Source organism: Mycobacterium yunnanensis (assembly GCF_025823185.1).
Taxonomy (GTDB): Bacteria; Actinomycetota; Actinomycetes; order Mycobacteriales; family Mycobacteriaceae; genus Mycobacterium; species Mycobacterium yunnanensis.
This window is the reverse complement of sequence record NZ_JACKVK010000008.1, coordinates 1,365,950-1,386,673: the sequence shown is the minus strand read 5'-3', so window position 1 is coordinate 1,386,673 and position 20,724 is coordinate 1,365,950. Positions and strand designations below refer to the sequence as shown.

Genomic DNA, 20,724 nt, shown 5'->3' with positions numbered 1-20,724 from the left:
CGAACAGAATGTCGGAACGCCTATCATCATTGCCATGAGCGACGCCGGATCTCCTGGGCCCTACCCACCGGGATGGGTCCCGAGCGGACCGTCGACGCCGGCACCCAACACTCGGGCACGGTGGATCGCGACGATCGTCGCGACGGTCGTGGTGGTCGTCGTCGGCGCCGCGGTCGTCCTCACGGCGCGCGGGACCGGCGACGCCGCCGGATCCACCAGTGCGCTGCCGTCGGCGGCGACGCCGAATCCGGTGGCGCCCGACTCTCGGCCGACGACCGTCGCCAGCGCCGCCGACACCGGCCCGCTCGCCCTGCTCACCACCGACGTGACGTGCGGACCATGGGACAACGTCCAGACCGCGGTCGGAGTGGCTCAGCGACGAGGCTGGTCCCAACGCGACCCGTCGGTGCCTGCGTCGGCGTGGAGCCCTGACGTCCGCGCGCAGTACCAAGCGGTCGGCGACGCGCTGCGTAGTGGCACGGCCACCGCCGTCACCCTGGCCGCCCAGACGCCGAGCCGCGCGATGCGCGAGCTGTACGACACGTTCGTCGTCTACGGTCGCCTGTACGCCGACGCGCTGCCGACCTACGAGGCGCCGGACGACGCCCTCGCGACGACCAGCATGGCCGCGCTCGACGCGATCACCGACGTGTGCGCCGCCAACAGGTCGATCAGCGCCATGCCTCAACTCCCCGACGTCGAGCCCGCCCCCGCGCCGACGGCGCTTCCGGACGTCGGCGACCCGGCGGCACCGGCCCGATTCCTCCCTCGGGGCCAGCCCAACCCGTCGTGCGGACCGTGGGTGGCGGCCACCGCGGACCTGCGCACCCAGATCGAGCCGTGGTCGACCGTCGACCCGGGAGTGGGCGTGGGCCAGTGGACGTCCCAGCAGCGCGCCATCCAGGACGGCGCCGCAAGGATCTTCGCCGCCCACGCCGACGTCATGCAGGCCGCCGGCCGCGGGAGCGGGAACGCCGTCTTCGAGGATCTCGCCACCTTCGGCGCGACGTACCTGCGCGCGTTCGTCGCCGAGGAGCCGCTGTACTGGTCGGGCGTTCACGACCTCGCCGAGGTCGGCTTGTCGGTCGACGGCCTGCTCGCGGCGGCGTGTCAGTCCGCCGCGAGCTGACCGCCGTCAAGAGCGCGTGACCGTGGTCCTCTCCTTGATCGCGGCGACACCGACGTCGACGAGTAGGAATGCGAGCAGGCTGAGGCCGAACAAGGGCAGCAACCACCCGACGCCGACGGCGACGGCAAGCACCACAAGCATTGTGGCCGGCGAAGATTGGCGCAGCGCGCCTCGCAACGGCGGTCGGCCCGTCGCCCACGAACGTCCGCGGGTGGGCCGGCGCTGCCACCACATGCGATACCCCAACACGATGCCGAAGATCAGCCCGATCGCGACGAGCGCCAGCACCGCTTGGTTGACCACGCCGAACAGCACGCCCATGTGCGCGTCGATCGCCCAGTTGGTCATCTTGGCCAGGACCGGCCAGTCGGCGAAGTCGACCCGGTCGACGATGCGGCCCGTGTCGGGGTCGACCGTGATCGCGTCGTAGCGTGTCGGCCAGTCACGCTTCTTCTCGGTGACCTTCCATCCTTGATCGGCCCCGGCCGGTGGGTACATCCACATGGGTCCGGACAGCCCGGCCTTCTGGGCAGCGGCCAGCGCGACGTCCGCGCCCCGAAGAGTCTTGTCGCCCATGGCCATTGCCGCGTCGTGATGATGCTCGGCGGGCATCGGGTCGGCTCCCGGCGCAGCCGCCAACGCGGTGTCCACCGTGGGGGCGGTCATGTTCAGGTGGGCCCGGATCTGGTCGACCGATTGACCGCCGTAACGCGACCAGGTGATGCCCGTGAGCGACAACCCGAGCAGTGCCACCAGGATCCAGACCCCGACCGCCCCGTGCCAGGACATCGTCCTGCGTCGGCCGGTCGCGGCCCGGTCGGGTGTGGCAAGACGTCGTAGCCTGCCGGTGCGCGCGCGCCGCCCGACCCAGAGCACCAATCCCGACAGCGCGATCACCCACAGCCAACTCGCGGCGATCTCGCTGTAGTTGCGCCCGACGGCACCCAGGTGCAGGTTGCGGTGCAGCTCGTCGAACCACGCCCGCAACGGCATCCACTGGCCGTAGGTGGTCAACGCACCCCGGACCTCACCGGTGTACGGGTCGACGAAGACGGTGCGGGAATAGTCCGGCGGTACGTCGTCGACGGCGAGGGCGAACTGGGTCGTCTCGTTCGCCTCCGCGGGTGGACGGATGCTCTCGACGGCGCCCTCGGGATGCACCGCACGGACCGCGCTCAACTGGGCGGCCAGCGGCAGCTGCGTCTCGCCGACGCGGTCGACGGTGAGCTCGTGCCGGAACACCATGTCGTCGACCTGCGGGATGAGGGCGTACAACAGGCCCGTGACGGCGGCGATCAGAATGAACGGGCCGATGAAGACCCCGGCGTAGAAGTGCAGTCTCAGCAGTAGGGGTCGAATATCGGGACGGTTGGGCCCATGGGGCGGCGTCGGGGCCGTCGGCGGGCTGTTCGATGGGTCGGTGCGGTCGTCTGGTGTCGTGGTCACGACGAATGGCTTCCTTCGTGCGGGCAGGATCGCCCGCCATGGTGGGGGCACCGTCCGCCCACGGGGCGGCACGGCGATGGTCGGTGACGGGGCGCTAAGCGCCGAGCGGTGACCATGCCGGCGGCGCGCGCATTCCCAGACCGGAACGCCACCACCTGACGGGCGGGACGCCGACGTCGACGGGTTGCCACGCTTGCGTGACCCGGGCCGGCGACCGGTCGACGACGACGAGCCGCAGCCAGGTCGACACCGACGACGCGAGAACGTAGAGCCACTCCGAGAAGTTGATGAGCACGGCCAGGACGATCGCGGCACCGGCGTGCGCGGCGAGCATGGAACCCGACGTGTTCACGGCGCCATGGTGACCGCCGTCGACGATCAGCGCGACGTGCCCGAGAAGCTGCGCCCCGCCCAGTGCCGCGACGAGCGCCGCGACGTCCGCGTGGCGACCGATCCTCGGTACGCGAGATGCGAAGGCGCCCACGGTGGCGCACACCAGCAGCAGCGTCGGCACCGCCGCCCCCGCCGGCAGATCGCCGCCGCCCACGGTGTGGGCGAATGCGGTCAGCAGCGCCGAGCACCCCCCGACCAGCACACCGCGAAGCAGCTTGGCGCGGGTGGCGGGCGAGCTCACCCACCGCACCCTACCTACGACGACGGCGGATCGTCAGTCGCGGTGCTTGGGTCCCTTGCCCTTGCCAGGCGGCGGGCCAGGCGGCGGGGCTGGCTCTTCGATCTGTGCGACGGTGGTCGACGGCACCGGTGGCGGACTCGACGACACCGGCGGCGGTGACGACGACGTCGTCGTGCTGGCCGGGGCCGGGGAGTTCTGCGACGTGGGCGACAACGCCAACGCCAACGCGGTGACGATGACGGCGGCCAGCACCCCAACCGCCGCCAGCGCGGTCCGGCGGCGCGTCCAGCGACTCCGCGTCACCGGCACGGGGCGTGGATGGGCGTTCGACACGACCGGGGCGAACGGGGCGGTGTACACCCGTGTGCCCGGTCGCGGCCCCGCCAGAGCGGCCCGCATCTCGTCGGCACTGGCGAATCGGGCCCGTGGGTCGTGTGCGAGCGCCCGATCGATCACCGCTGAGAGCACCGGGTCGACGCCGTCGACCACCGCAGCGAGCGGCGGATGGGACCCGTTCATGATCGCGAACGCCAGCGCCGCCGGGTCGTTCTGCGGGAACGGCGATCGCCGGGCGGCGAGCTCGTAGCCGACGACACCCACCGCGTACAGGTCGTCGGCCACCGACGAGGGAGCCCCGGCGAGGCGTTCGGGGCTCGTGTAGGCCATCGTCCCCACCAGTTGCCCGGTCTTGGTGTGCCCGCCGTCGTCGGTCTTGGCGATGCCGAAGTCGGCCACCTTCACGGTGCCGCCCGGCCCGGCGGTCAACACGTTGGCCGGTTTGATGTCGCGGTGCACGACACCGGCGGCGTGCGCGACCGACAACGCGGCGAGCATCTCGTCGAGGATGGCGCGCACCCGCATGGACGGCAGTGGGCCACGGCCGATCTCGTCGTGCAGGGTGGTGCCGGGCAGTCTTTCCATCACGATGTATGGCGTGCCGCCGTGGTGACCGTAGTCGTGGACGGCGACGATGTTCGGGTGGGACAGGCGCGCCGCCGAACGCGCCTCCTCCTCGAAACGTGCCCGGGCGTCGGGTCTGACACCGAGCGCCGGGTGAAGCAGTTTCACCGCGACGGGACGGCCCAATCTGGTGTCCCAGCCGTCGCGCACCTCGGCCATCCCGCCGACGCCGAGCACACCACGCAGCTCGTAGCGCCCCCCGAGGACGTGTGGCCCCGGGCTCAGCGGCCCGGCACCCATTGCAGAGCCTTGACGAAGGGCGGCATGACCTTTGCCCACACTTTCGGCGGAAGCCCGCGTGGCCCACCAAGATTCAGGACGCGGGTGGTGGCGATGGTCTGCGGTTCGGTGTACTTGACCAGGCCCTCGGGCCCGTGCCGACGCCCCATGCCGGAGACTCCCATCCCGCCCATCGGGGCCGCCGTACTGCCCCAGGTCGGCGCATACCCCTCGTCGACGTTGACGGTACCGGCGTGGATCCGGGCGGCGATCTCCTCGCCTTGGCGTTTGGTGGCGGCCCAGACGCTGGCGTTCAAGCCGTACTCGGTGTCGTTGGCCTGGGCGACGGCCTCGTCGACGCTCGCGACCGGATAGATCGACACCAGAGGCCCGAAGGTCTCGTCGCGACGGCATTCGGCATCCTCGGGGACGTCGGTCAGCACGGTCGGCTCGAAGAACAGCGGCCCCAGGTCGGGTCGGGCCTTGCCGCCCGCCACCACGGTGGCACCCTTCACGACCGCGTCGTCGACGTGGGCGGAGACGGCCTTCACCTGCTCCTCGGAGATCAAGCTGCCCATCTCGACGCCGAATTCGTAACCGCCGCGCAGCGTCATCTTGCGCACCCGCTCGCCGAACACGCGGATGAACTCCTCGGCGATCGACTGCTCGACGTAGATGCGCTCGATGGAGATGCAGAGCTGCCCGGAGTTGGCGAAGCACGCCCGCACCGCGGCGTCGGCGACCTCGCGCAGGTTGGCGCCGGCGGTGACGATCATCGGGTTCTTGCCCCCGAGTTCGGCCGAGAAGCCGATCAACCGTCGACCTGCCTGCTCGGCCAACAGCTGCCCGGTGGCGGTCGAGCCGGTGAACATCAGGTACTCGGTGTTCTCCACCAGGGCGGTGCCCACCACCGAGCCCGGACCGGGCACCACCGCGAAAAGATCGCGCGGCAGGCCAGCCTCGTAGAGGAGCTCCACGCACGCGAGCGCGCAGTACGGCGTCTGGCTGTCGGGCTTGAGCACCACCGCGTTGCCGGCCAGCAGCGCGGCGATCGCATCGGAGACGGCCAGGGTCATCGGGTAGTTCCACGGCGCGATGACGCCGACGACACCCTTGGGCTGGTATCGCACCACGGTCTTGGTGAGGCCGGGCAACATGCCCGTCACCCGCTGCGGGCGCAGCAACTTCGGGGCGACGCGCGCGTAGTGCCGCGCGGTCATCGCGATGTCGAGGATCTCCTCCTGCGCGGCGTTGCGCGACTTGCCGGTCTCGGCCTGGGCCATGTCCATCAGCGGGTCGAGGTTCTTCAGCACCAGGTCGCGGTAGCGGTGGAAGACCGCGGCCCGCTCGCCGACCGGTCGCGCCGCCCACTGTTGCTGCGCAACCCGGGCTCGGGCGATCGCACCGACGGCATCCTGCGCGGTGCCGACCGCAATGGTGGCCAGTTCCCGGCCGGTGAACACCTCGACCACCGAGCGGGTCGGGCGCTCGGCGGCAGCGGGGATGGCGACCAGGCCGGCCAGCCGTTGGAACGTGGCGGCAGAGGGTGCTGGCATGGTGGCTCCTCGGATCGGGGTGATCGACGGTCCCCGCAGTTGTACCCGATTCGCCGGGTGGGCAACGACGCGGCGATTCATCTTCGTTGGATTGGTCGTCGTACCATTCGATGGCCCGGCGACCGCCACGGCAACCGTCGAACAGGTAGCCCATGACCACCCCTGCGCGTTTGTCCGACCGCTACGAACTCGGGGAGATCCTCGGGTTTGGTGGCATGTCGGAGGTTCACCTTGCACGTGACATGCGGTTACACCGCGACGTCGCGGTCAAGGTGCTGCGCGCGGACCTGGCGAGGGATCCCACCTTCTTCCTGCGTTTCAGCCGGGAGGCACGCAACGCGGCAGGACTGAACCATCCCGCGATCGTCGCGGTCTACGACAGCGCCGAGGCCGACACCCCCGACGGACCGCTGCCCTACATCGTCATGGAGTACGTCGACGGCGTCACCCTGCGAGACGTCGTGCGCAACGACGGCCCGATCGACCCGCGCCGGGCCATCGAGATCATCGCCGACGCCTGCCAGGCCCTGAATTACAGCCACCAGCGCGGCATCGTGCACCGCGACGTGAAGCCCGCCAACATCATGATCGACCACTCGGGCGCGGTGAAGGTCATGGACTTCGGCATCGCCCGTGCCCTGCACGACGACGGCGCCAAGTTGACCCAGACCTCCGCGGTCATCGGCACGGCGCAGTACCTGTCCCCCGAGCAAGCCAGCGGGGAGACCGTCGACGCGCGGTCCGACGTGTATTCGCTGGGGTGTGTGTTCTACGAATTGCTCACCGGCGAACCGCCGTTCATCGGAGACACCCCGGTCTCGGTGGCCTATCAACACGTCCGCAAGGACCCACCGCCACCCTCTCGGCGCAATCCGGCACTGTCCCCCGACCTCGATGCGGTGGTCCTCAAGTCGCTCGCGAAGAATCCCGACGACCGCTATCAGAGCGCCGCCGAGATGCGTGCCGACCTGATTCGCGTCCACGACGGTCAGGCCCCCACCGCTCCGAAGGTCGTCACCGAGGGCAAGGCCGCCTCGACCGGCCATCGCAAGGCCGCCAGTGGCGGCTCCGGCCGGCGGTGGTTCGCCGTGGCGGCGGTGCTGGCCGTCGTCGCCATCGTGGCCACCATTGCCCTGTTCGTGTATTCCGGGGACCGACAGAACGTCCCGGACGTTCGCGGGCAGGGGCAGGCCGACGCCCAGGTGACCCTCCAGAACATGGGCTTCAAGACCATCGTCAACCCTCAGGCGAGCTCGACGGTGCAACGCGGACTGGTGATCAGCACCGAACCCGGCGCCGACGCGACAGCCCGCACCGGCGACACCATCGCCGTCAACGTCTCCAGCGGGCCCGTACAGCGGCCGGTGCCCGACGTCGCCGGCCTGAGCCCGGCCGACGCCGCCACCAAACTGAAGACGGCGGGATTCGCCGACGTCGGGCGCACCACGGCGGCCTCGCCCACGGTGCCCGAGGGCGCGGTGACCGGAACCAGCCCGGCGGCCAACACGTCGACTCCGATCACCGACGAGATCACGATCCTGGTCAGCACGGGACCGGGCTCGGTTCCGCTGCCCGACGTGGTCACCCAGCAGACCGACGTGGCGACGAAGAACCTCACGATCGCGGGGTTCACGAAGATCTTGACCGCGCCGGTGGACAGCCTCCTGCCCGCGGGACAGGTCGTGGCCACCGACCCACCGGCCATCACCGAGCTGCCCGTCGACACGCCGGTCACCCTGAAGTACTCCAAGGGCAACCAGGTCTTGATGCCCGACCTGAGCGGCCTCTTCCACGACGCCGTGGTGCAGAAGCTGGCGCAACTCGGCTTCACCGTGCCAGTCACCGTGGGACCCGCCGTCGACGCCGGTGCCACCGGCCACTTCAAGGTCGTCCAGCAGGATCCCCCGCCCAACACGCCCGTCAATCGCGACGCGACGATCACCGTCGACTACGGATCGTGACAACGCGACGAAGCATGCCGGCCCGCCAGAGCGGATGCACCGGTGGCCATTGACGTGCACACCCGCCGCAGGATGTCGCACGCCACCAAGGCCACCGTCGACGAGGCCTTGCGCATCACCGAGGACCTGTCGAAGGTGCAGCAGAGAGGCTGCGGTCAGTCGTCAACCTCGGGCTGGGCTAGCTGACGCTCGGCGCGGACACCCCGGCGCTGTCGGGCGGAGAAGCCCAAAGCTCAAGCCGGCAACCGAACTCGGCCGCAAGCAATCACGCGATGTTCGTCTTGGACGAGCCCAGCGTCGGACTGCGGGCACTACCTCGCCGCAGCGGCCAGCATGCAGTAGTCGCCGTCGCGGCGCGGTGAGAATTTCAGTAGTCGCCGTGGCGGCGCGGTGGGAACCTCAGTAGTCGCCGTCGCGGCGCGGTTCAAACTTCAGTAGTGCGTTACCGCACCGAACCGGGCCGTCGTACCCCACAATCGGCGGGCGGCGATCGACCGCCTTGACGATGGGTGCGCATGAATCACGCGAGAAGAACCGAACGGGTGCCGTCGGGCGACGGACGATGCTGAGCTGGTTGGCGGTAGCGGTGCTCGTCACCGTGGTCACCGTCGCCGTAGTGGTGAAGTTGCTGGCTCGTAGGCGCGCCCCCGACCCCGGCTGGTTCATCGACAGCACCCGTGCCGCCGGGGCGCTCACCGTCATCGGCACCATGTTCGCGGTGCTTCTGGCCTTCACGATCTTCTACGCCCTGCAGAACTATCAGCGTGCTCGCGACGGCGCCAGCATGGAGGCCATCTCGGTCACCGAGTTGCACAACGTGGCCGACGTGTTGGAGGGGCACTCCGGAACCGTGCTGCACGGCGACCTCATCTGCTATTCACGAGCGGTGGTAGCCCAAGAATGGCCCGCCATGGAACACGACGAATCGGCTCCGGCAGTACAACACTGGGTCGACACGACGGTGACCCACTTCGAGGCGACCAATCCGACCAACGCCAAGCAGGAAGCGGCCTACTCGCAATGGTTCGACCAGCAGGCGCAACGCCGCGACGGTCGGCGCGCCCGCGCCACCGAGGCGGCGCCGTCGGTGCCACCGCCGTTGTGGATTGTCCTCGGCATCGGGGCGACGGCGATCCTGAGCTACATGTGCGTGCAGGCCGACCGCCGCGAGAGCGCCGTCATCCAGGCCGTGCCCATTGCGTTCGTCTCAGCGCTGATCACCTCGGCGCTGCTGGTCGTGGCGTTCCTCGACCACCCCTATGACGATTGGGCGGGCAGCATTAAGCCCGATCAGATGCGCGTGACGCTGCACCTGATCGACGACGGGCACCCCGCGCCCTGCGACACGCGGGGTGATCCCACCCAATGACCGACGGCGAATCCCGAACCCATCTGCGGTTGAGAGGGATCGGGCCTCGCAGAGTCAGCGGGTGAGTTCCTCGAGGGTCACGGCAAGGAACACGTCCAGCGGGTCCAGCGCGCCGGTTGCTCGGCTGCGCGCCACGGCGCCTTCGAAACCGTCCACCAGCGCCGCGGCGACGTCGGCCGGGGCTCGATCGGTGGACAACTCCCCGGCGTCACGGGCGCGGACGAGCACGGCGGTCAGCACGTCGATCCACTGCCCGAAACTCGTACGAACGGCCTCCCGAAGATCCGGGTAGGCCTCGGTGGCGCTGTTGCTGAACGTACCCAGCAGACAACCGAATTCCATCCGACCGTCCCGGCGCAGGGCGACTAGTCGAGCGAAGTGCTCGCGCACGGCGTCGACGAAGGGGCCGGGGGCGTCCGCCAGCGACTCGAGCGCCAGGGTGGGCACGTAGCGGTTAACGTGCTCGACGGCGAACCGTTCCTTGCTCGAGAAGTGGTTGTAGAAGGAGCCTTTGGGGACGCCCGCCGCGGCGACGAGGTCGTTGACGCTCGCACCTTCGAAGCCGCGCTCGATCCACACGCCCAACGTGCGGCCCACCAACTGTTCCTTGACGCTGGGCCTACCCATGCCATTCCTCCCACAGCGTACGACGCGCTGGTGACAATTCAAGACGACCGGTCATATAGTCACTATATGGCAATCCAGACAGCGGCACCATCGACGTATCTCTCCACGTGGTCGCAGGGCCCAGCCCAGTGGTTCACACGCGCCGACGGCAGCCGGCTGCGTTACGTCGCCACCGGTGACGGACCACCGCTGGTCCTCATGCACACCGTGCGCACCCAACTCGACTACTTTCAGCGGGTCATCCCCCTGCTAACCGGACGCCACCGCGTCTACGCCGTGGACTTCCCCGGCATGGGATGGTCCGACATCGAACCGGGCGCGCGCTACGACCACGCCGATCTGCAGGGCGCCATCGTGGAATTCGTCCGCCGCCTCGATCTGGTCGACGTCACCCTCGCTGGCGAGTCGATGGGCGCGACCATCGCGCTGACCGCCTCCGTCGAGCTCGGAGAACGGGTAAGCCGCGTGGTGGCCTCCAACGCCTACGACTACCCGCAGGGACTGGAGCGAGCCAATCCGTTGGCACGTGTCATCGTGCCCTCGGTGCGGGCGCCACTCGTGGGCTCCACCTTCGCCCGCCTGGAGAACAAGGCCATCCTCAAGGGCATCATGAGCGGCGGTTACGCCGACCCGACCCGGTTACCGGCCCCGTTCCTCGACGAACTCACGCGAGTTGGCAAGCGCCCCGGCTATTCACGCGTCGCCCGCGAGGTGTACCGCAACATGCCCACCCTGATCGCCGCACGCAGCGGCTACCCCGCGATCACCGTGCCCGTGACGCTGCTCTACAGCAGCCAGGACTGGTCGAGAACCCGCGACCGGCAGAGGACGGCGGCGGCCATCCCCACCGCGACGGTTCAGACGATCGAGAATGCAGGCCACTTCTGCGCGATGGAACGTCCGCACTCATTCGCCGACGCCGTCCTAAACCATCAATCTTGAACCACCGCAACCGTTCTCAAGGAGACAGCACGATGACCTCGGATCGCCTCTTCCTCATCACCGGAGCCACGGGAAACACAGCCGCCCCGGCCGTGAAGATCCTTCTCGACGCGGGGCACCGAGTTCGCGCGTTCGTCCACACCGTCGACGAACGCTCCAACGCCCTCGCCGCACTCGGTGCCGACGTCGTCGTCGGTGACCTACTCGACTTTCACGCGCTCAGTTCCGCGATGGCCGGAGTCGACGCCGCCTACTTCTGCTACCCGATCTCGACCGACGGGCTGCTGGCAAGCACGGCCATGTTCGCCCAGGCGGCGAGCGAAGCCGGTGTGGGCGCCGTGGTGAACATGTCGCAGATCTCGGCCCGCCGTGACGCCACGAGTCATGCCGCTCAGGAGCATTGGCTCGCCGAACGCCTCCTCGACCGCTCGGCGTTCGTCACCACGCATCTGCGACCGACGTTCTTCGCCGAGTGGCTCACGTGGGCCTGGCGCCGCGACGAGCAGGAGGCCGTGGTCCAACTCCCCTTCGGCACGGGTAGACACGCTCCCATCTCAGCACGCGATCAAGCGAGGGTCATCGCCGCCGTGCTGCAGAATCCAGGGCCCCACGACCGGCAGATCTACCCCCTCGTGGGCGCGAAGGAACTCGACCACTACGCGATCGTCGACGAGATCGACTCGGCGCTGGGACTACCGGTCCGGTACGAGCCGGTCGACATCCCTTCCTTCGCAGCGCTGTTGACGTCCAAGGGAACCACGCAGCACTTCGTCCAGCACATCAGCAGCGTCGCCCAGGACTATCAGGAGGGCGTGTTCGCCGGCGAGAACAACCTCGTGGAGGTCATCACCGGACACCCACCGATGACGGTGCGGGAGTTCGTCACCGCCAACCTCGCCGCCTTCGACCACGACGGCCCCTTCGCGCCGCGTTGAGCCACCGTCAACCACCGGACCCCGAGGAGCACTCGTGGCCACGGTGATCGCCGCGGTCGCGCAGAACGCCCCCAACGGCTTGATGATCTTCTCGAGTCTGGACGACACGGACGCGCAATGGGATTGGAAGCCGACTTCGACACGAGCACCGACTGACCACGATCACCGGCTTCGACCTCAATCACTGGCTACTGCAACGGAATTGGAACGTCATGACGAATACCCACACACGTCCCATCCTCATCACGGGAGCGGCGGGTGAGGTCGGCTCGGTCAGCACCACGATGGTTCGCATGCTTCTCGACGCCGGTTGGCCGGTGCGCGCCTTCGTCCGCGTCGACGACGGCCGCGCGGAGGCACTCCGCAGGGCTGGCGCCGACGTGTTCGTCGGAGACCTGCTCAACGTCGCCGACGTCGCGGCAGCGCTGAACGGATGCCGTCGGGTGTACTTCAGCATGGGGCTGTCGCCCTACTACGTGGACGCCAACCTGCTGATGGTCGCCGTGGCCCGCGCGCAGGGTGATCTCGAGGTCTTCGTCAACATCTCCGAATCCGAGCAGACCCTGCTGACCTTCGACCGGATGACGGCCCCTGAGGGAATCCGGTTGTCGTGGTTGGGCGGAACCGTCTCCCAGTGGTCGCCGCAACAGCGGGCACACTGGATCGGCGAACAGGTCCTGGACTGGTCCGGCCTTCCCGTCGTCCACGTGCGCGCCAGCATCTTCGTCGAAAACCCCATCTTCGCCTGGTTCCCCATCCCCGATCTGCTGGCAACCGGCGAACTTCGCTTGCCGTTGGGCGAGGCCAAGGTGGCACCCATCGCGGGATACGACGTGGCTGAGCTGTGCGCCTCCATTCTCGAGAAGCCGGCCGGCCACGTCGGAAGGACGTACACGTTGATCGGGCCCGAACTGAAGAGCATGTCCGAGTTCGCCGACGACTACGCCGCCGTGCTCGACCGGCCGGTGACCTACGTACCCCAGGACCTGGAGTCCTGGAACACCGATTACGTCGACCGCGCCCTGGCAGCCGACAAACCGCACAACGCCGAGCACCTCAAGACGCTGACCCGCCTGATGGCCAGCGGCCGCTACTTCGACGTGCAGACCGACGACCTCGCCGCCCTGCTCGGCCGTGAACCCAAGACGCTGCGTTTCGCGCTGCAGAACTCCACCCGCATCCGCGCCGACCTGGCCGCCTCGACCGGCTAATCACCCACCGGCACGCCGACGTCGATGGCCGGCATCGCACCCCTGGGTATAGTCTTGTGAAGTCAGAGTGCGGGACGAGGTCCGACGAGGAGGCATACGTGGCGGCACCGAGCCGGGCGCTCTCCACGAGGCCGGCCGCGACGGTCGCCGTCGTGTCCACGGCCGCCTTCCTGGCGAGCCTGGATCTCTTCATCGTCAACATCGCCTTCCCCGACATCCGGACGGCCTTCGGGCACGCCGACCTCGCGGCCATGTCCTGGATCCTCAACGGATACACCGTCGTCTTCGCGGCGTTCCTCAACCCCGCCGGACGACTCGGCGATCGTTACGGCCACCGACGAATGTTCCTGTGGGGTCTGGTCGTGTTCACCCTCGCATCGGCAGCGTGCGGGCTGTCGCCGTCGTTCACGATGCTCGTCTCCGCCCGGGTGGTACAGGCCGTCGGCGCGGCAATGCTGATGCCGAGCTCGCTTGCACTTCTCATGGCCGCTGTCCCCGCGTCCCGGCGTGCCGTCGCGGTCAGCACCTGGTCGGCCGTGGGCGCCATGGCCGCCGCCCTGGGTCCGCCGGTGGGCGGCTTGCTGGTCGAGGTGTCCTGGCGGTGGATCTTCTTCGTCAACGTGCCCTTGGGCGTGGCGGCCTTCCTGGCCGGGACCTGGGTTCTCGCGTGGACGCCGGCGACCGGCGTCGGCGTACCCGACCTGGTGGGCGCCGTCATGCTCGTCCTGGGCATCGGAGCCCTGGTGTGGGCGCTGGTCGAACTTCCCACGGCCGGCTGGACCTCGACCGAGGTCGTCACCGCCGCACTCGTCGCGACCGGCTTCATGGCGGGGGCGGTCTGGCGGTCCGTCCGGCACCCGTTGCCCGCGCTCGATCTGGCGGTAGTGCGAGTCGTCCCCATGTGGTCGAGTTGCCTTGCGCTGCTGGTCTTCTCGGCAGCGTTTGCGGCAATGCTCCTGGGCGGCGTCATGTTCTTGACCGGCGTGTGGCACTTGCCGCCGTCCGTGGCAGGTCTGTGCTTGTCGCCCGGCCCCTTCGTCGTGGTCGTCGTGTCCCTGACGGTGGCCGGCAAACTCGTCGGCCGGCTTGGAATCGGCGCCGTCGCCGCGACGGGTGCGACGCTCTACGTCGCCGGCGTCGTCTTCTGGTTGTGCCGGGCACACCTGGAGCCAAACTACTTCGCGGACTTCCTTCCCGGTCAGATCCTGACCGGAGCGGGCGTCGGGTTGGTCATGCCGAGCCTGTCGGCCGTCAGTGGCCTTGCGCTGCAATCGCATCAGTGGGGCGCCGGGTCGGCGCTGACCAACACCGCCCGTCAACTGGGAACGGTGCTGGGCACGGCAATCCTGACGATGATCTACCACGCCGGCGTCGACCTGGACACCGTTCGGCGAGGGTGGGTCTTCGTCGTCTCGGCGGCGAGCGCCGCGGTGCTGATCGCGATCGGAATGGCGGTCTGGTGGCGAACCGACGCCACGCGCGCACCGGGCCCAGACGGAGCCAGGTGCTCGACACCCGTCGCGCGCTGAGTGCCACCCAACCTGCGTAAGCTCCCCGTCCGGGCCCCGTGTGGCCGAGCAGGCCGCGTCGCCGACGATATGAGTCTGCTCATAGCCCGCCGCGGTTGCACGACGATGTCCGATGCGCCGTCTACCATTCCTGCGGCACGCACATGACCGATGGAAGGGGCGCGCAGTGAGCTACACCGCCGCTGACATCACCGAGCTCGACGACGTCCAGCACACCCGCCTGCGGCCAGCGGTGAACCTGGGACTGGACGTGCTCAACACCGCGCTGCGTGAACTGGTGGACAACGCGATCGAAGAGGTTGCCGACCCCGCCCACGGCGGCTCGACGGTCACCATCACCCTGCACGAGGACGGATCGGTCAGCGTCGCCGACGACGGCCGCGGACTTCCCGTCGACTCCGATCCGGTGAACGGCAAGAACGGCATCGTCAAGACCCTGGGCACCGCCCGGGCCGGCGGCAAGTTCTCCGTGCACGCCGACGCCGCGAGCACGGGCGCCGGCCTCAACGGAATCGGAGCAGCAGCAGCTGTCTTCATCTCCGCGCGCACCGACGTGACGGTGCACCGCGCGAGCAAGACCTACGTCCAAAGCTTCGGCGCGGGCTACCCCGGGACGTTCGAGGGACGGGAGTTCGACCCCGCCGCAGCCTTCACCCGCGGCGACACCCAGAAGCTACGTGGCACCGGCAACCGCAAACCCGACCTCCACGGCACCGAGGTGCGCATCCTGTTCGACGCCGCCGTGGTGCCCGACTCCAGCATCGACGTCAACGAGGTCCTGCTGCGCGCACACGCGGCGGCTCGGATGTCGCCCGGAGTGCACCTGACCGTCGTCGACGAGGGCTGGCCGGGCGAGGCGATCCGGCCCGAACTGCTCGAACCGTTCAGCGGCCCGTGGGGCACCGAGACCCTGCTCGACCTCATGTGCACGGCCGCCGGCACGCCGGTGCCCGGGGTACGCGCGGTGGTCGAGGGCCGCGGCGAGTACACCACCGGCCGCGGGCCGACCCCGTTCCGCTGGTCGTTGACGGCGGGTCCCTCCGAACCGGCCACCGTCGCCGCGTTCTGCAACACAGTGCGCACCCCGGGCGGCGGCTCGCACCTGACCGCGGCGGTCAAGGGCCTGTCCGAGGCACTGGCCGACCGTGCGTCGCGCATCCGCGACCTCGGCCTGGCCAAGGGCGAGGACGGCCCGGAGGCACAGGACTTCGCCGCGGTGACCGCGCTCGCAGTCGACACCCGTGCGCCCGACGTGGCATGGGACTCCCAGGCCAAGACGGCGGTGTCGTCGCGCTCGCTGAACGTCGCCATGGCACCGGACGTGGCGCGCAGCGTCACCATCTGGGCCGCCAACCCTGGCAACGGCGACACGGTGTCGCTGTGGACCGCGCTGGCACTGGAGGCGGCCCGGGCCCGGCGCAGTGCCGAGGGTGCCAAGGCCCGGTCGCGTGCGGCGTCGAAGGCCAAGGGCCTCGGCACCAACCTGTCGCTGCCACCAAAGCTGTTGCCCAGCCGGGAGACTGGCCGCGGATCCGGCGCGGAGCTGTTCCTGTGCGAGGGCGATTCGGCGTTGGGCACCATCAAGGCTGCCCGCGACGCCACGTTCCAGGCGGCGTTCCCGCTGAAGGGCAAGCCGCCCAACGTGTACGGATTCACCATCAACAAGGCGCGCGTCAAGGACGAGTTCGATTCGATCGAGCGGATCCTGGGCTGCGGCGTGCGTGACAACTGCGATCCGGAGTCCTGCCGGTACGACAGGATCCTGTTCGCCTCCGACGCCGACCCCGACGGCGGCAACATCAACTCCAGCCTCATCTCGATGTTCTTGGACTTCTACCGGCCGCTCGTCAAGGCCGGGATGGTCTACGTGACGTTGCCGCCGCTGTTCGTGGTCAAGGCCGGCGACGAGCGGGTCTACTGCCAGGACGAGTCCGAACGCGACGCCGCGGTGGCGCAGATGCAGGCCACCTCCAAGCGCAGGGTCGAGGTGCAGCGCAACAAGGGCCTCGGCGAGATGGATGCCGACGACTTCTGGAACACCGTGTTGGATCCGCAGCGGCGCACCGTCATTCGCGTTCATCTCGACGACGGGGACCCGAAGCTGCACCACACGCTCTTTGGTGGTCCACCCGAGGGTCGACGCACGTGGATGGCCGACGTCGCCTCCCGCGTCGACACCGCCGCTCTCGACCTCGACTAGGAAGACTTCGCCGTGCCCGCCACCCTGGACGTTCCCGAGCAGAATCCGGATCTGGTGCTCGACCAGAGCGCCGACGACTACTGGAACCACTACCAGCTGACGTTTGCGCTCTACAGCGTCAGCGACCGTGCCATCCCGTCCGCCTTCGACGGGCTCAAGCCCGGGCAGCGCCGCCTGCTGTACCAGATGTACGACTCCCGGCTGCTCCCCGGCAACAAACCGCAGAAGTCCTCGAAGGTCTGCTCGGCGGTCACCGGCAACCTGCACCCGCACGGTGGCGCCTCGATGTACGGCGCCGCGGCGTTGATGGCCGCGGAGTTTCAGCGGGTGAAGGTGATCGACGGGCAGGGCGCCTTCCCCCGCATCCAGGGCGACATTCCCGCCGCCGACCGCTACACCGAGATGCGGTTGTCGGCGCCGGGTGCGGCCCTGACCGCTGAGCTCGCCGACCACGCGGTGCCCATGGTCTCGACGTTCGACGGTGAATGGGTCGAGCCGACGGTGCTGCCCGCGCGGTGGCCGGCTCTGCTGTGCAACGGCGCCGTCGGCATCGCCGAGGGGTGGGCCACCAAGGTCCCCGCGCACAATCCGCGGGAGATCATGGCGGCCTGCCGGGCGCTGCTCAAGACGCCGAACATGACCGACGACAGATTGGTCAAACTAATTCCCGGTCCCGACTGGGGGTGCGGTGCCACCGTGGTCGGCACGGCGGGCCTGCGCGAGTACATCACCACCGGGCGGGGTCAGTTCACCGTGCGCGGCACTGTGTCGGTGGACGGCAAGAACGTCGTCGTCACCGAGCTGCCGCCTGGGGTGGCGAGCAACACCGTGCAGGAACGCATTCGGGCCCTTGTCGAGTCGGGTGAGCTGCCGGGCGTGGCCGACATGTCGGATCTGACCGACCGCCGTAACGGGCTCCGCATCGTGGTCACCGCCAAGCGTGGTCACAGTGCCGAGCAGATCCGCGAGCAACTGCTCGCCCTGACCCCGCTGGAGTCGACGTTCGCGGCCAGTCTGGTCGCGCTCGACGAGGACCGGGTGCCGCGCTGGTGGTCGGTGCGCGAACTCATCTCGGCGTTCCTGCACCTGCGCGACTCGGTGGTGTTGCGCCGCAGTGAGTATCGGCTGGAGAAGGTTGCGGCGCGGCGGCATCTGGTCGCCGGTCTGATGACCATTCACCTCGACATCGACGCCGCGGTCGCAGTGATCCGCGGATCCGACACCGTCGACGACGCCCGCCAAGGCCTGCAGGACAGGTTCGACATCGACGGCGAACAGGCCGATTACGTTCTGGGACTTCAGCTTCGACGCCTCACCAAGCTCGACGTCATCGAGTTGCAGGCCGAGGCGGAGAAGTTGGACGCGGAATTCCTGGAACTGACGGAGCTGGTGGAGAACCCCGACGCACGGCGCGTCGTGATCGACCACGAGCTCGTAGAGACCGCGAAGTTGTTCAAGGGTCCCGAATTCGACCGTCGCACGGTGCTGGACTACGAGGCCACGCCGACGGTGACGAGCTCCGACGAGGACGGCGCCCGCGAGCGCAAGGTCAACACGGCGTGGCGACTCGACGACCGCGGTGTCTTCTCCGACAGCCACGGCGATCTCCTGAGCGCGGGCCTGGGCTGGGCGGTGTGGACCGACGGCCGGGTCAAGTTCACCAACGGCAACGGCCTGCCGTACAAGATCCGCGACATCCCGGTGGCACCGGACATCACCGGCCTGCTGCGCTCCGGGGTCCTGCCACCCGGCTCGCACCTGGCGTTGGTGACGCGCCGCGGCAAGGTGCTGCGCATCGACCCGGCCGCGGTGAACCCGCAGGGCGCGGCGGGCAACGGCGTCGCGGGGGTCAAACTGGCCGCCGATGACGACGAGGTCATCGCGGCGCTGCCGCTGACTTGCCAAAACGGCGAGGCCATCCTGTCGATCTCCGAACGGGCCTGGAAGGTCACCGAGGTCGCCGACATCCCGGTGAAGGGTCGCGGCGGTGCCGGGGTGGGCTTCCACCCGTTCACCACGGGCGAGAACGCCCTGATGGCCGCCGCGGTGTCGGCAACCGGATTCGTGCGCGGCACCAGGACCGTCCGCGCCGAGAAGCGCGCCAAGGCGGCGATCAAGGGGTCCGGGGCCGACGTCACCCCGGCGGGCTGACGACGGACTGGACGCTCGCCTTCATCCCGGGCGGCTAGCCTTTCTAGAACGGATCGACCGTCGTTCGAAGGGTACGCCATGACAACCAACGACTATGCGTTCGAAGGCAAGACCGTACTGGTGACGGGCGGAGGGACCGGCATCGGGCGGGCGATAGCCGAGGCCTTCCTGCTCAACGGCGCAAACGTCGCCATCAGCGGACGCCGACGCCACGTCCTCGAGGACACCCTTCGCGGGCAGCCCGAGGCGCGGGTGCTCGCGGTGGAGGCCGACGTCGCCGACGACGACTCGGCGCGATCGATGGTTCAGGCCGTCGTGGACCGCTTCGGAGCCCTCGACGTGTTGGTCAACAATGCGGCGGACTACACCAGCGGACCCTTCGACGAACTGACGCTCGACCGCTGGGAAGCCATCCGGTCCACGAACGTCGACGGCTTCGTCCACGTCGTCCGCCACGCCCTCGGGGAACTCGAGAAGACCGGGGGCAACGTGGTGGTCGTCGGATCGGTCTCCGGTCTGCGCGGCGACTGGGGCCAATCTGCCTACAACGCAACCAAGGCCGCGATCATGAACTTCGTCCAATCGCTGGCACTGGACTACGGGCCGCGCGGCGTCCGCCTGAACGCCGTCGCCCCCGCCCTCACCATCACCGACATCACCAAGGACGTCGAGGACGACGAGACCGCCCTCGCGGCGGCGGTCAACCGCATCGCCCTTGGCCGGCCCGGGCAACCGGCGGACATCGCTCCCGCCGTGCTGTTCCTCGCCAGCCCCGACGCCGCCTACATCACCGGCGCGTGGCTGCCCGTCGACGGCGGCACGTCGGCCAGTACCGGACAGGCCCACTAAAGGCGGTCCATCAGGTCGGGCCCTTCTGCTCCAGCACGGCGATCCGTCAGAGATTTGATATCAACGAGTCGACCTCGGCGTCGCCCGAGCGTTATCGTACCGACGTTCACGTGTGGTACGTCACCACGCTTTCAGGTCGACCTTCGCGTCCGACGCCAAGTCCGAAGTGCGGCAACCACCTTGACGAAGCGAGCACACGCGCTCACCCGAGCCCCACAGATGAGGAGCCCTGCCGTGACAGACGTATGCGGACATGCGAGCGACGTGCAATTCGACAACGTTGCCGTCTCCGTGACCGATCTCGACCAATCCATCGCGTTCTATGAGCGAGTCTTCGGTTTTACGGTCTCCTACCGCACGTACTCCGAGGCCGTCGAAGCGCATTTCGTTCTGCTGGAAATACCAGGAATGCGCATCGAGCTGCTGTCGCGACCGGGCATCGAACTGTCACCTGCCATGACTCCGGGACCGCATTTGGCCACCAGCGGCCTCAAGGCGATCGTCTTTCGAACGCATGATCTCGAGGCCGTGACACGCCGCTTCGAGAGCCTTGGCTTAGCGCTCGTGTGGAGGCTGAAGAGTGTCTCGGCAGACGGCCTGCGAGCCACGATGATTCGCGACCCGGACGGAAATCTCATCAACGTGTTGAGCTACCCGAAGCCGTCCTGAGCGGTCGAGCTAGCCCGTCGACGACGGGTCTAGACGGCCCGTTCCATGATGGAGCGGGTCGGCTCGACGTCGGTGAAGTTGGCGATGTCGTCCATCACATTCGTCGGCGGCCAGGGCCGCGTCGATCTCGTCGCGATTGGCGAAGTGACACAGGCAGATTGCGATCGGCACGTTGGTCGCCTCACCACCATCCCAGAAATACGCCTCGACGCCCCGGAGACCGTGTGGGTCCCAGGTACGCGAGACGAGCGGCAGATGGTGATTCGTGTAATAGGCCCTGTCGAACCGGGAACTGGTATCACCGATGTAGGTGACGAGAAGGGTCGCCATCTCAGAG

18 protein-coding genes are annotated in these 20,724 nt (G+C 68.7%); 12 read left to right on the top strand and 6 right to left on the bottom strand.

Features of this window, described 5'->3' with window-relative positions:
- The first annotated feature begins 34 nt into the window (after nucleotides 1–34).
- Nucleotides 35–1,129, top strand: a complete 1,095-nt coding sequence (locus H7K45_RS16610; protein ID WP_263996894.1) for an ESX-1 system-associated protein — start codon at nucleotides 35–37, stop codon at nucleotides 1,127–1,129.
- A 6-nt stretch (nucleotides 1,130–1,135) separates the two neighbouring features.
- Here the strand turns inward: H7K45_RS16610 and H7K45_RS16605 are convergent, their stop codons facing one another.
- The 4 genes from H7K45_RS16605 to H7K45_RS16590 all read right to left on the bottom strand — a co-directional run bounded on the left by H7K45_RS16605 (nucleotide 1,136) and on the right by H7K45_RS16590 (nucleotide 5,944).
- Nucleotides 1,136–2,575, bottom strand: a complete 1,440-nt coding sequence (locus H7K45_RS16605) for a PepSY-associated TM helix domain-containing protein (protein ID WP_263996893.1) — start codon at nucleotides 2,573–2,575, stop codon at nucleotides 1,136–1,138.
- A gap of 94 nt (nucleotides 2,576–2,669) precedes the next feature.
- Nucleotides 2,670–3,209: a hypothetical protein gene (locus tag H7K45_RS16600; RefSeq protein ID WP_263996892.1), complete on the bottom strand. Its 540-nt coding sequence runs from the start codon at nucleotides 3,207–3,209 to the stop codon at nucleotides 2,670–2,672.
- Between the two features lie 33 nt (nucleotides 3,210–3,242).
- Nucleotides 3,243–4,409, bottom strand: a complete 1,167-nt coding sequence (locus tag H7K45_RS16595; RefSeq protein WP_263996891.1) for a serine/threonine-protein kinase — start codon at nucleotides 4,407–4,409, stop codon at nucleotides 3,243–3,245.
- Nucleotides 4,391–5,944: a succinic semialdehyde dehydrogenase gene (locus tag H7K45_RS16590; RefSeq protein WP_263996890.1), complete on the bottom strand. Its 1,554-nt coding sequence runs from the start codon at nucleotides 5,942–5,944 to the stop codon at nucleotides 4,391–4,393. The genes H7K45_RS16595 and H7K45_RS16590 overlap by 19 nt, the downstream gene beginning before the upstream one ends.
- 152 nt (nucleotides 5,945–6,096) lie before the next feature.
- Between H7K45_RS16590 and pknB the strand changes: the two genes are divergently transcribed.
- The 3 genes from pknB to H7K45_RS16575 all read left to right on the top strand — a co-directional run bounded on the left by pknB (nucleotide 6,097) and on the right by H7K45_RS16575 (nucleotide 9,274).
- On the top strand, nucleotides 6,097–7,905 hold the full coding sequence (gene pknB, locus H7K45_RS16585) for a Stk1 family PASTA domain-containing Ser/Thr kinase (protein WP_263996889.1): 1,809 nt from the start codon (nucleotides 6,097–6,099) through the stop codon (nucleotides 7,903–7,905).
- A gap of 42 nt (nucleotides 7,906–7,947) precedes the next feature.
- Nucleotides 7,948–8,091, top strand: a complete 144-nt coding sequence (locus H7K45_RS16580; RefSeq protein WP_263996888.1) for a hypothetical protein — start codon at nucleotides 7,948–7,950, stop codon at nucleotides 8,089–8,091.
- A 376-nt stretch (nucleotides 8,092–8,467) separates the two neighbouring features.
- Complete coding sequence (locus H7K45_RS16575; protein WP_263996887.1) at nucleotides 8,468–9,274, top strand: bestrophin-like domain; 807 nt, start codon at nucleotides 8,468–8,470, stop codon at nucleotides 9,272–9,274.
- A gap of 54 nt (nucleotides 9,275–9,328) precedes the next feature.
- Here H7K45_RS16575 and H7K45_RS16570 read toward each other — a convergent pair whose 3' ends face one another.
- The gene (locus H7K45_RS16570) at nucleotides 9,329–9,901 is read right to left on the bottom strand and encodes a TetR family transcriptional regulator C-terminal domain-containing protein (RefSeq protein ID WP_263996886.1); all 573 of its coding nucleotides are present in this window, start codon (nucleotides 9,899–9,901) and stop codon (nucleotides 9,329–9,331) included.
- A gap of 66 nt (nucleotides 9,902–9,967) precedes the next feature.
- On the opposite strand from H7K45_RS16570, the gene H7K45_RS16565 reads away from it, so the two are divergent.
- From H7K45_RS16565 to H7K45_RS16530, 8 genes are all read left to right on the top strand, one after another.
- Nucleotides 9,968–10,843, top strand: a complete 876-nt coding sequence (locus tag H7K45_RS16565; protein WP_263996885.1) for an alpha/beta fold hydrolase — start codon at nucleotides 9,968–9,970, stop codon at nucleotides 10,841–10,843.
- Between the two features lie 32 nt (nucleotides 10,844–10,875).
- Nucleotides 10,876–11,778 carry an NAD(P)H-binding protein gene (locus H7K45_RS16560; protein ID WP_263996884.1) on the top strand — a complete coding sequence of 301 codons (903 nt, stop codon included), beginning with the start codon at nucleotides 10,876–10,878 and terminating at the stop codon, nucleotides 11,776–11,778.
- A gap of 212 nt (nucleotides 11,779–11,990) precedes the next feature.
- Complete coding sequence (locus H7K45_RS16555; protein ID WP_263996883.1) at nucleotides 11,991–12,989, top strand: NmrA family NAD(P)-binding protein; 999 nt, start codon at nucleotides 11,991–11,993, stop codon at nucleotides 12,987–12,989.
- Between the two features lie 98 nt (nucleotides 12,990–13,087).
- Nucleotides 13,088–14,518 (top strand): MFS transporter, encoded by a 1,431-nt coding sequence (locus H7K45_RS16550; protein ID WP_263996882.1) that lies wholly within the window; start codon nucleotides 13,088–13,090, stop codon nucleotides 14,516–14,518.
- Between the two features lie 166 nt (nucleotides 14,519–14,684).
- Entirely contained in the window at nucleotides 14,685–16,718 is a 2,034-nt protein-coding gene (locus H7K45_RS16545; RefSeq protein ID WP_263996881.1) for a toprim domain-containing protein, read from the top strand.
- Nucleotides 16,719–16,730: 12 nt separating this feature from the next.
- Complete coding sequence (locus H7K45_RS16540) at nucleotides 16,731–18,869, top strand: DNA gyrase subunit A (protein ID WP_263996880.1); 2,139 nt, start codon at nucleotides 16,731–16,733, stop codon at nucleotides 18,867–18,869.
- Between the two features lie 78 nt (nucleotides 18,870–18,947).
- Complete coding sequence (budC, locus tag H7K45_RS16535; protein ID WP_263996879.1) at nucleotides 18,948–19,718, top strand: meso-2,3-butanediol dehydrogenase; 771 nt, start codon at nucleotides 18,948–18,950, stop codon at nucleotides 19,716–19,718.
- Between the two features lie 219 nt (nucleotides 19,719–19,937).
- Nucleotides 19,938–20,387: a VOC family protein gene (locus H7K45_RS16530; protein WP_263996878.1), complete on the top strand. Its 450-nt coding sequence runs from the start codon at nucleotides 19,938–19,940 to the stop codon at nucleotides 20,385–20,387.
- A 9-nt stretch (nucleotides 20,388–20,396) separates the two neighbouring features.
- On the opposite strand, the gene H7K45_RS16525 is transcribed toward H7K45_RS16530, so the two are convergent.
- On the bottom strand, nucleotides 20,397–20,717 hold the full coding sequence (locus H7K45_RS16525) for an EthD family reductase (RefSeq protein WP_263996877.1): 321 nt from the start codon (nucleotides 20,715–20,717) through the stop codon (nucleotides 20,397–20,399).
- Between the last annotated feature and the right edge of the window lie 7 nt (nucleotides 20,718–20,724).